Below are 10,234 nucleotides of genomic sequence, written 5' to 3'. Positions count from 1 at the left end.
GACTCCCGCTACAAGCCGGATCATGAGTCACAGCCGGCCTCTCACCGAGGCTCACGGCTGATGTCCACCAGGAGGAGGACGCCCCGGGGACCAGCCGCAGAATCACTCCCGCGTCCGTTCCTCCACCAAGGCAACGAGGGAAGACATTAGCGGGTACCACGCCGGACACCAAATCGTGGGTCCCAGGGCCCCAACGAAAGATGGATCCGCGTGGCCTGGGAGTGCTCCCAGGCCACGCGGATCCATCACTCGGCGCGGCGGCGGCGGACCGTCAGTAGATCCAGACCTTCCGGCCGATCGGCATGACGTTCTTCCACCAGATGTAGTTGATGGCGCTGTTGCTGACGCGCGCACAACCGTGCGATGCCGGGTACCCCGGGATGAACGGCGATCCGTGCACCGCCCACCCGCGGTACCAGTACCGCGGGCGCCACAGCTGGCCGAGCGAGGAGATCCGCATCCCGTTGATGCCCCGCTCGATCCGGAACACGCCCTTGGGCGTGGTCGCGATGGAGGTACCGCTGGCCGTCCGGTACGGCTTGTTGTTGCCGGTGCTGGTGTTGAAGACCCACTGCACCCGGCCATTGACGACGGTGATGATGACCTGGCGCTTGAGGTTGATCTCGATGCAGCTGCCACTCTTGGTCCGGGCAGCAGGCCGGTAGATCGTGTTCACGGCCGCCCACGTCTTCGGGCCACAGACCCCGTCACGCGTCAGACCGCGCATCTTCTGCAGTGCCATGACGGCCTGCTGGGTCGTGTCGTCGTAGTACCCGTCCGTCCGGCGCGTCCAGTAACCGGCCGAGCGCAACTTGGTCTGCAGGAACTTCACGTGAGTGCCCCGTGAGCCCTGGCGAATCAGCGGCCGCGTGGCCGCCTCGCTGACACCCGGCACCGCCACGGTCAAGGCTCCGGCCACCGCGGTCACTGCTGTCCCCTGCAGCACGGCACGTCGGTTCATGGTCATGTTGTTCTCCCCCCTTGCGGTACGGATTTCCAGGCTGTCCCTCAGCCCGGACGCGCTTCTGGCAGCGCTCCGTCAGCGTACCTCCCACGCACCAGAACACCCGCCGGAGAGGCGGGGCCACGCCGGGATGTGAGGGAAACGTGATGTGGCGCAAACGCGATCGCGGGACCGAGCGCAACTCCGCTCGGCCCCGTGATCGCGGGTCGCCAGGTAGTCGATCAGGCGCGCGCCCGGATCGCGTCGTGCGTCGACAGCACGCGACGGGCGATGTCGACGTGCAGGTTCTCGATCATCTTGCCGTTGTGGGTGACGACCCCCTTGCCGGCTCCGGCCTCCCACGACTCCAGGATGCCGCGGGCCTCCTCGACTGCCTCGGGCGAGGGCGCGAACGTCGTGTTGCACACCTCGACCTGACCGGGGTGGATCAGCGTCTTGCCGTCGAAGCCCATGTCGCGGCCCTGCTCGCATTCGGCGAGGAACCCGTCGGCGTCCTTGACGTTGTTGTAGACCCCGTCGAGGATCGCGATTCCGGCCGCACGCGCCGCGAGCAGCGCCCAGGACAGCGATGTCAGCAGCGGAGCGCGGCCCGGCACGTGATCGGCCTGCAGCTCCTTGACCAGGTCGTTGGTGCCCATGACGAACACCGCCAGACGATCGGAGGCGGTCGCGAGCTCCCGGGCGTTGAAGATCGCCTCGGGCGTCTCGACCATGGCCCAGAGCTTCGTGTGCTCCGGCGCGCCGGCGGCCTCCATCGCGGCCACCAACTGGCGCACCTCGTCGGGGGTGTTGACCTTCGGCACGACGATCCCGGCCGGGCCGGCCTGCGACGCCGCGGCGAGGTCCTCGTCGTGCCACTGCGTACCGATGCCGTTGATGCGGATCGTCAGCTCACGGTCCCCGTACTCGCCCGAGGCCACGGCCGCGCACGCGGCCGCACGCGCAGCCGGCTTGTCGTCCGGGCCGACGGCGTCCTCGAGGTCGAGGATCAGCGCATCGACGGGCAGCGTCTTGGCCTTCTCGAGCGCCCGGGCGTTCGAGCTGGGCATGTAGAGCACCGAGCGGCGCGGGGTGTAGGTGGTCGACACGTCAGTTCTCCTGGGTGTTGTCGGCGTAGAGCGTGGCCAACTCCGGGTCATTGGCGGAGAGTCGTTCGGCCAGTTCGAGGATGACCAGGCATTGCTTGAGGGAGGCGTCGTCCTCCATCTTGCCGTCCAGCATCACCGCTCCGGTGCCGTCACCCATCGCGGCCTTGACGCGGCGCGCGTGGGCCACGTCCTCGGGCGCGGGCGAGAACACGCGCTTGGCGATGTCGATCTGCACCGGGTGCAGCGACCACGCGCCGACACAGCCGAGCAGGAACGCGTTGCGGAACTGGTCCTCGCAGGCCACGACGTCCTTGATGTCACCGAAGGGGCCGTAGAACGGGAAGATTCCGTGGGTCGCGCACGCGTCGACCATGCGGGCGATCGTGTAGTGCCACAGGTCCTGCTGGTGGATGGCGCGGGCGCCGTGGTAGTCGGGACCGTCCGGACCGACGGTCGGGTCCTCGCGCACGAGGTAGCCGGGGTGGCCGCCGCCGACCCGCGTGGTCTTCATCCGGCGGTCGGCGGCGAGGTCCGCGGGGCCGAGCGAAATGCCCTGCATGCGCGGCGACGCTCCGGCAATGGCCTCGACGTTGGCGACGCCGCGGGCGGTCTCGAGGATGGCGTGCACGAGCAGCGGCTTCTTCAGGCCGGCGCGCGCCTCGAGCTGGGCGAGGATGCGGTCGATGTAGTGGATGTCCTCGGGCCCCTGCACCTTGGGCACCATGACGACGTCGAGCTTGTCGCCGATCTCGGTCACGAGGGTGATGAGGTCGTCGAGCACCCACGGGCTGTCGAGGGAGTTGACCCGGGTCCACAACTGGGTGTCGGAGCCGAAGTCGGTGGCCTTGGCGATCTCGACGAGGCCCTGGCGGGCGGCCTCCTTCTTGTCGGCCTTGACGGCGTCCTCGAGGTTGCCGAGCAGCACGTCGACCTTGCCGACCATGTCCGGGACCTTCGCGGCCATCTTCGGGTTGCTCGGGTCGAAGAAGTGGATCATGCGGCTCGGGCGAGCGGGGACCTCGGTGATGGGCGTCGGGGCACCCACCGCCAGCGGGGTGAAGAAGTCCTTGGGGCTGCGCATCCTTCACGGCTCCTTTTGTCTGGGTGAACGTCTGCGTGGACGCTAGCAGCCCGGCCGAATCACCGAAGCGACGTAGTTCACCCGGCGGTAGTGGCGTCGCTCACGGCGTTAGCCTTGCCTCGTGAGCGCCCCCTCCCGTTTCTACGCCGGCCGATTGGCCCGACTGGACGTGTTCGACCCCCTGGGTGACCGGGTCGGGCGCGTCCGCGACGTCGTGGTGACCTTCCGGGCGTCGAAGAAACCGCGGGTGCTCGGCCTGGTCGTCGAGGTCCCGGGGAAGCGTCGGGTCTTCGTGCCGATGACGCGCGTGACGTCGGTCGAGGGTGGGCAGGTCATCACCACGGGCCTGGTCAACATGCGCCGCTTCGAGCAGCGGTCCAACGAGACCCTCATCATGGCCGAGCTCATCGAACGGCCCGTCACGGTCGAGACGGAGGACGGAGTGCTCGAGGCGACGATCGAGGACATCGGCGTCGCCCAGGCCCGCAGCGGCAACTGGGCCATCGAGAGGGCCTTCGTACGCACGGGTCCGCGCCCCACGGGCCTGGCCGCTCGGCTGGGTCGACGCCGCGGAGAGACGTTCGTCGTCGCGATCAACAAGGTCACCGGACTCGAGACGGCCCGGGACGGGCAGTCGGCGCAGCGCCTCCTGGAGGACTACGAGGACCTCAAGCCCGCCGACCTCGCCGACTTCCTGCACGGTCTGAGCCCGCAGCGCCGCGCCGAGGTCGCCGCCATCCTCGCCGACGACCGACTGGCCGACGTGCTGGAGGAGTTGCCCGAGGACGACCAGGTGCAGATCCTCTCCACGCTCAAGGGCGCTCGCGCCGCCGACGTGCTCGAGGCCATGGAGCCCGACGACGCCGCCGACCTGCTCTCGGAACTGCCGACCGAGCACGCCGAACGGCTGCTCGGCCTGATGGAGCCCGACGAGGCCGAGGACCTACGCCGGCTGCTGACGTACGAGGAGGACACCGCCGGTGGTCTGATGACCACCGAGCCGATCATCCTCGGCCCGGAGGCCAGCGTGGCCGAGGCGCTGGCGGTGGTGCGCCGCGAGGAGATCTCCCCGGCCGTGGCCGCCGCGGTCTTCGTCTGTCGGCCGCCGCTGGAGACCCCCACCGGGCGCTACCTGGGGTTGCTCCACATCCAGCGGCTCCTGCGCGAACCACCGCACGCCTCGGTCGGCGACTTCCTCGACACCGACGTCGAGCCGGTCCGCGTCGACGCCGCGCTCGGCGAGGTCACCCGCCACCTGGCGACCTACAACCTCGTCTCCCTGCCCGTCGTCGACGCCAACTCCCGTCTGGTCGGGGTCGTCACCGTCGATGACGTGCTCGACCATCTCCTGCCCGACGACTGGCGCGAGGAACGACACGAGGTGACCAGTGGCTGAACCCCGCACCCCCCGGATCGACCAACCGGCCGAACTGCACCGCCGCCGCACTCCTCGATGGCTGACCGAGGAGGCCTTCGGGGTGCTCTCGGAACAGTTCGCGCGGTTCATGGGCACCGCCCAGTTCCTCATCGGGATGACGCTGTTCGTCGTCATCTGGGTCGCGTGGAACCTGTTGATGCCGGCGTCGTGGCGCTTCGACGACTACCCCTTCATCTTCCTCACGCTCATGCTCAGCCTTCAGGCGAGTTACGCCGCTCCGCTCATTCTGTTGGCCCAGAACCGGCAGGACGACCGTGACCGGGTGGTCAATGAGCAGGACCGGGCGCGGGACGAACGCAATCTCGCCGACACCGAGTTCCTCACCCGTGAGGTGGCGGCGCTGCGGATCTCCATGCGCGACATGGCGACCCGCGACTTCCTGCGATCCGAACTGCGTCAGTTCCTCGAGGACCTCGATGAGCGGGACGCCGCCGCGGTGGCCCGGACGGAGGACGCCCCGACGGCTCCCGGCCCCGCCTCGTAGGATGAGGCAATGCCTTCCTCGCATCCCACGGTGACCGACGACGTCCTGCGCGCCGCGCTCGACACGGTCATCGACCCCGAAATCCGCAAGCCCATCACCGAACTCGGCATGGTCGAGTCCGCGTCCGTCGACGAGTCCGGTCACGTCAACGCGACCATCCTGCTCACCGTCGCGGGCTGTCCGATGAAACAGACCCTGACGCAGGACACCGAGAAGGCACTGGCGGGCATCGACGGGGTCACCGGCGTGACCGTGACCCTGGGTGTCATGAGCGAGAGCCAGCGCGCCGACCTGCGCACCCAGCTGCGCGGTGGGGTGGCCGAGCGGGAGATCCCGTTCACCAAGCCCAACAACCTCACCCGGATCTACGCGATCGCCTCGGGCAAGGGTGGCGTCGGCAAGTCCTCGGTCACCGCCAACCTCGCCGCTGCGCTCAGCGAGCAGGGCCTCAAGGTCGGGGTCGTCGACGCCGACGTGTACGGCTTCTCCATCCCGCGCATGCTCGGTGTGGAGCACCAGCCGACCCAGGTCGACGACATGATCCTGCCGCCGGTCGCCGACGGCGTGAAGGTCATCTCCATCGGCATGTTCGTGCCGGGCAACCAGCCGGTCGTGTGGCGCGGCCCGATGCTGCACCGCGCGATGCAGCAGTTCCTCTCGGACGTCTTCTGGGGTGACCTCGACGTCCTGCTCCTCGACCTGCCGCCGGGCACCGGTGACATCGCCATCACCATCGGTCAGTTGCTGCCCAACGCCGAGATCATCGTCGTGACCACCCCGCAGCAGGCCGCCGCCGAGGTCGCCGAACGTGCCGGGTCGATCGCGGTGCAGACACACCAGCGTGTGGTCGGCGTCATCGAGAACATGTCGTGGCTCGAACTGCCCGACGGCACGCGCCAGGAGATCTTCGGCTCCGGTGGCGGCCAGACCGTCGCGGACTCGCTGACCCGCTCGATCGGCGCTCCGGTGCCGTTGCTCGGTCAGATCCCGCTGGACACCAACCTGCGTGAGGGCAGCGATCACGGCGCTCCGGTCGTGGTGAACCAGCCGACCAGCCCCGCCGCCGTGGCGCTGCGCGGGATCGCCAAGGGCCTGGCCCAGCGGTCGCGCGGTCTCGCCGGTCGCTCGCTGGGGCTGGCGCCGCAGCGCTGACGCGCTCGCCGGCGCGGCCGCCTCAGGTGGCGTCGGGGTCGAACTTCGTGGGGAGGCTGGGGTCGTAGGTGGCGACCTCGGTCTCCCCACCGGCCGTCACGCCCGCGGTCGGTCGAGCCGGGTCATCACTGGGCTCGAGCAGCGCCTCACGCACGATCCGGCGCGGGTCGTAGCGACGCGGGTCGTACTGGCGCCAGTCGACGTCCTCGAACTCCGGGCCGAGTTCGCCCTTGATCTGCTCCTTGGCCGAGTTCGACATGTCCCGCATCCGCTTCACCGCGTGGGCGAGCTTGGCAGCGTACTGCGGCATGCGTTCTGGGCCGAGGATCAGCACCGCCAGCACGATGAGGGCGACCAGCTCCCACCCGTTGATTCCGAAGAAGTCCACGCTCCACCTTCGCCTAGTCCGCTGACGCCTCGAGCGTCATCTTGACATCCCGGTCCCGATCGCCGCGACGGACGGTGAGGGTGACGGTCTCCCCGACGTTCCGCGCGCGGATGAGCACGACGAGCTGGTCGGGGTTCGAGACCGGCCGGCCGTTGAAGGCGACGATGACGTCACCGCGACGGATTCCGGCCTTCTCCGCGGGGCCGCCGGGCGAGACCGCGTCCGCTCGATCGAGGACCTTGACGCCCTGTCCCTCGTGCTCGAGATCGAGCATGACGCCGATGACCGGGTGGACCGCCTTGCCGTCGCGAATGAGCTGCTCGACGGTGCGTCGCACCTGGTCACTGGGGATCGCGAACCCGACACCGATGCTGCCGCCCTGCGTCGGCCCCGCCCCGGCCCCCGGCAGTTGCGCAATCGCCGAGTTGACCCCGACGACGCGGCCCTTCAGGTCAAGCAGCGGCCCGCCGGAGTTGCCCGGGTTGATCGCCGCGTCGGTCTGGATGGCATTGAGGTAGGACCGCTGCGGCCCATCGCCGGCCGTCACCGGGCGGTCGAGGGCGGAGACGATGCCCGAGGTCACCGTGCTCGACAGGCCCAACGGCGCTCCGACGGCCACGACCTCATCGCCGACGACGACGTTCGACGACGCTCCGATCGACAGCGGTTTCAGGCCCGTGGCGGAGGTCTTGAGCACGGCCAGGTCGTAGGAGGCGTCGCGACCGACCAGGGTCGCCTTGCGCAGGGTGCCGTCGGCCAGTTGCACCTGGATGCTGCCGCGCGCGGTGGCCGACTCGACGACGTGGTTGTTCGTCACGACGTGACCGGAGGCGTCGAGCACCCACCCCGAGCCGGTGCCGCTGCCCTGAGTGCCCGAACGGACCTTGATCGTCACGACCGACGGGACGGCCTTGGCGGCGATGTCGGCCACCGACCCGGCCGGTCTCGAGGCACCGCCGGAGGGCACGGTGCCGCCGGCCGATCCGCTGCCCTGGATCGGGGTGTCGTCGACCGGCAGCGAGTAACCGTCGGTGTCGTTGGAGTCCTCCAGCCACCCGCCGACGTAACCGCCGAGCAGGCCCGCCACGATCGCGGAGATCGTCGCCAGGGAGATCGCGCCTGCCCAGCCCGGGCTGCGACGACGTGGGGTCGTGGCCGGCTGCGACGGCGGCGGGGTCCAACCCGGCGTCTGGCTCATGCCTCAGATGGTGCCACGAATGCCCGAACGCGGTTTCTTTCAGACGGCCAGTGGACGGGCCACCGGCAGGGCCGGCGTGGTCCGGCGGCGTGTGGGCTCGGGCTTCGGGGTGTGGTGCGTCGCCCCGTCGTCCGGCGCCTGGGCGCGCAGCTGGGGATCGCGGTGCGCGAGCGCCTCGCGCAACTGGGCGCGGCCCCGGTGGATCCGCGAGCGCACCGTGCCCAGCTTGATGCCGAGGGTGTCGGCGATCTCCTCGTAACTCAGACCCTCGATGTCGCACAGGACCACCGCGGCGCGGAAGGTCGGCGGCAGGGAGTCCAGCGCGCGCTGCACGTCATCGTCGAAGTGGGCGTCGGCATAGGTCTGCTCCGGGGTGCCCTCGCGGCTCGGCAGCCGGGCCGCGGACTCGTCGCTGAGGGCATCGAAGCGGATGCGCTGCTTGCGGCGCATCCGGTCCAGGAACAGGTTCGTCGTGATCCGGTGCAGCCACCCCTCGAACGTGCCCGGCTGATACGTGTGCAGCGAGCGGAACACCCGCACGAAGGTGTCGTGGGTCAGGTCCTCGGCGTCGTGCTGGTTGCCGGTCAGGCGGTAGGCCAGCCGGTACACGCGGGCGGAATGCTGCTCGACGATCTCCTCCCACGACGGCGTGCGCCACTCCTGCTCAGTGGCAGTCGACTCGATCGCGCTCGTCTCGGGCATCGTGGGCACGCACTCCTTCGCCTTTCGGGAGTGGCCATCCTTCCGGGCCAACCTGAGCGCAGGCTGGACATTGCGCAACGGAGCGGTGTCGACGGTCGTCAGCGGCCGACGTCGATTCACCCGGTGACGGAAAGGTCGACGTAGGCTGATCAACCATGACAGCCAGCCGAGTCGCCAGTTGGTCCTATGCCGAGGAGTTCATCGCCGAGGACGACGTTCGGGCGCGTGCGCGTGCCACCGGGCAGTCCCTGGGGGCCGTCCCGGTCGGCACCGGAGTCGGCGCTGCCCTCCGTCTCCTGGCCGCCGCCCGGGGCGCGACCACCGTCGTCGAGATCGGCACCGGTGCCGCGGTGTCGGGGCTGTGGCTGCTCGACGGCATGCCCGAGGACGGGGTGTTGACGACCATCGAGGTCGACAACGAGCGTGCCTCCGAGGCCAAGCGGGCCTTCGCCGAGGCCGGCATCCCCCACACCCGGACCCGGGTCATCACCGGCGCCGCCCTCGACGTGCTGCCGCGCATGACCGACGGCGCCTACGACATGGTCCACATCGACGCGGACAAGGCCAGCTACCCGGCCTACGCCGAGCACGCCATCCGACTGCTGCGGCCCGGCGGCGTGCTCGCGCTGGACAACATGCTCTGGCACGACCGCGTGGCCGACCCCGCCGTGCGCGACGACGACACCACGACCCTGCGGGAGTTGGGCAAGACGCTGCGCGACGACGAGCGCCTCGTCGGTGCGCTGCTGCCGGTCGGGGACGGGTTGTTCGCCGCCGTCCGTCGGTGAGCGCTCAGGCCTGGCCCGGACCGGCCCCGCGGCGGAACTGCTCCGGCCCCTCGGCGATCGCGACGACCTCGTAGTCCTCGATGAGGATCGGTGCACTGCCGATGAGTTGGCTGCCGGGCGCGGTCGCGGCGGTCGCCTCGAACCCGGCCCGGAACTCGTCACGGGCCCGGGCCGAGTCGAAGACGTACGTGCCCTCGAACCACTCGCCCTCGCGCATCCGCCAGACCTTGAACGCCAGGCCCTCCTGGAACATGAACCGGGCCATCGAGGTGCCGACGACGTACTCGCGCAGTCGCGCGGCCGCATCCGGGCCGGCATCGGTCAGTGACCAGCGCACGGTCAGTCCGTAGCCGGCGTCCAGCGAGGCGTTCATGTCTGCGTCCTTACGGGCGGGGGAAGATGATCGCTGGCACCGTAACCAGCCCCGCAGCGCCTGTCGCCGGGTGTGTCAGTCTGCGGACGCCGCGTGCTCGATCCCGGCCACCGACTCCAGCCATCGGATCAGCGTTCGGGCCGAGTACCCCGTCGCGCCCTTGGCCAGGAAGCCCTCGTCGACGTCGGATCGGCCCGGGCCGGCGATGTCGAGGTGCACCCAACGACGCTCCCCCACGAATCCACGCAGGAACAGCGCCGCGGTGATCGCACCGGCGCCCCCGCGCCCGGAGTTGTCGGCGTCGGCCATCGGCGACTCGATGAGCTCGGTGTAGTCCTCGACCAACGGCAGGGGCCACAGGGGTTCGCCCTCCTGCGCGGCAGCGGCGATGATCGGCGCGGCGAGCGCGTCGTCGCTGGCGAAGATCGGCGCCATCGAGCGGGCCAGGGCCACGCGGGCGGCACCGGTCAGGGTCGCCACGTCGAGGAGCGTCGTCGGCTCGAGGTCGCGGTCGGCGTGGGCCAGGGCATCGGCGAGCACGAGCCGCCCCTCGGCGTCGGTGTTGCCGATGTGGCTCG

General features: G+C 70.0%; 11 protein-coding genes and 1 pseudogene. 4 read left to right on the top strand and 8 right to left on the bottom strand.

All coding sequences use genetic code 11. From position 1 onward, the window contains the following. Window positions 1–271 precede the first annotated feature (271 nt). The 3 genes from KD1_RS13610 to KD1_RS13600 all read right to left on the bottom strand — a co-directional run bounded on the left by KD1_RS13610 (window position 272) and on the right by KD1_RS13600 (window position 3,133). Window positions 272–967 (bottom strand): L,D-transpeptidase family protein, encoded by a 696-nt coding sequence (locus tag KD1_RS13610; RefSeq protein WP_068402782.1) that lies wholly within the window; start codon window positions 965–967, stop codon window positions 272–274. Window positions 968–1,185: 218 nt separating this feature from the next. Further along, the gene (locus KD1_RS13605; protein WP_083542479.1) at window positions 1,186–2,103 is read right to left on the bottom strand and encodes an HpcH/HpaI aldolase/citrate lyase family protein; all 918 of its coding nucleotides are present in this window, start codon (window positions 2,101–2,103) and stop codon (window positions 1,186–1,188) included. Continuing rightward, window positions 2,054–3,133 carry an HpcH/HpaI aldolase/citrate lyase family protein gene (locus KD1_RS13600; protein WP_068402780.1) on the bottom strand — a complete coding sequence of 360 codons (1,080 nt, stop codon included), beginning with the start codon at window positions 3,131–3,133 and terminating at the stop codon, window positions 2,054–2,056. The genes KD1_RS13605 and KD1_RS13600 overlap by 50 nt, the downstream gene beginning before the upstream one ends. A gap of 121 nt (window positions 3,134–3,254) precedes the next feature. On the opposite strand from KD1_RS13600, the gene KD1_RS13595 reads away from it, so the two are divergent. Genes KD1_RS13595 through KD1_RS13585 form a run of 3 tightly spaced genes read left to right on the top strand, consistent with a single transcriptional unit; the run spans window position 3,255 to window position 6,207 of the window. Continuing rightward, window positions 3,255–4,529: a magnesium transporter MgtE N-terminal domain-containing protein gene (locus KD1_RS13595; RefSeq protein ID WP_068402777.1), complete on the top strand. Its 1,275-nt coding sequence runs from the start codon at window positions 3,255–3,257 to the stop codon at window positions 4,527–4,529. Then, the gene (locus tag KD1_RS13590) at window positions 4,522–5,055 is read left to right on the top strand and encodes a DUF1003 domain-containing protein (protein WP_068402775.1); all 534 of its coding nucleotides are present in this window, start codon (window positions 4,522–4,524) and stop codon (window positions 5,053–5,055) included. Before KD1_RS13595 ends, KD1_RS13590 begins: the two co-directional genes overlap by 8 nt. 9 nt (window positions 5,056–5,064) lie before the next feature. Beyond that, on the top strand, window positions 5,065–6,207 hold the full coding sequence (locus KD1_RS13585) for an Mrp/NBP35 family ATP-binding protein (protein ID WP_068402774.1): 1,143 nt from the start codon (window positions 5,065–5,067) through the stop codon (window positions 6,205–6,207). Between the two features lie 22 nt (window positions 6,208–6,229). Here the strand turns inward: KD1_RS13585 and KD1_RS13580 are convergent, their stop codons facing one another. From KD1_RS13580 to sigE, 3 genes are read right to left on the bottom strand one after another with little or no spacing between them, the layout of a single operon-like run. After that, window positions 6,230–6,595, bottom strand: coding sequence for a twin-arginine translocase TatA/TatE family subunit (locus KD1_RS13580; RefSeq protein WP_245627417.1), 366 nt, complete (start codon window positions 6,593–6,595; stop codon window positions 6,230–6,232). Between the two features lie 13 nt (window positions 6,596–6,608). Further along, window positions 6,609–7,793, bottom strand: coding sequence for a S1C family serine protease (locus tag KD1_RS13575; protein WP_083542478.1), 1,185 nt, complete (start codon window positions 7,791–7,793; stop codon window positions 6,609–6,611). Between the two features lie 39 nt (window positions 7,794–7,832). Then, the gene (gene sigE, locus KD1_RS13570) at window positions 7,833–8,495 is read right to left on the bottom strand and encodes an RNA polymerase sigma factor SigE (protein WP_083542477.1); all 663 of its coding nucleotides are present in this window, start codon (window positions 8,493–8,495) and stop codon (window positions 7,833–7,835) included. A gap of 155 nt (window positions 8,496–8,650) precedes the next feature. Here sigE and KD1_RS13565 point away from each other — a divergent pair, with 155 nt between their 5' ends. After that, a complete protein-coding gene (locus KD1_RS13565) occupies window positions 8,651–9,283 on the top strand; it encodes an O-methyltransferase (protein ID WP_068402773.1) in 633 nt (210 codons plus the stop codon). A gap of 4 nt (window positions 9,284–9,287) precedes the next feature. Here the strand turns inward: KD1_RS13565 and KD1_RS13560 are convergent, their stop codons facing one another. Further along, window positions 9,288–9,656, bottom strand: a complete 369-nt coding sequence (locus KD1_RS13560) for a hypothetical protein (protein ID WP_068402772.1) — start codon at window positions 9,654–9,656, stop codon at window positions 9,288–9,290. Window positions 9,657–9,731: 75 nt separating this feature from the next. After that, window positions 9,732–10,234, bottom strand: a pseudogene (locus KD1_RS13555) (leucyl aminopeptidase); the annotation flags it as partial.

Source organism: Kribbia dieselivorans NBRC 106261 (assembly GCF_001552435.1).
Classification (GTDB): domain Bacteria; phylum Actinomycetota; class Actinomycetes; order Actinomycetales; family Dermatophilaceae; genus Kribbia; species Kribbia dieselivorans.
The sequence above is the reverse complement of the archived record's forward strand: the minus strand, read 5'-3'. Positions and strand labels throughout refer to the sequence as shown.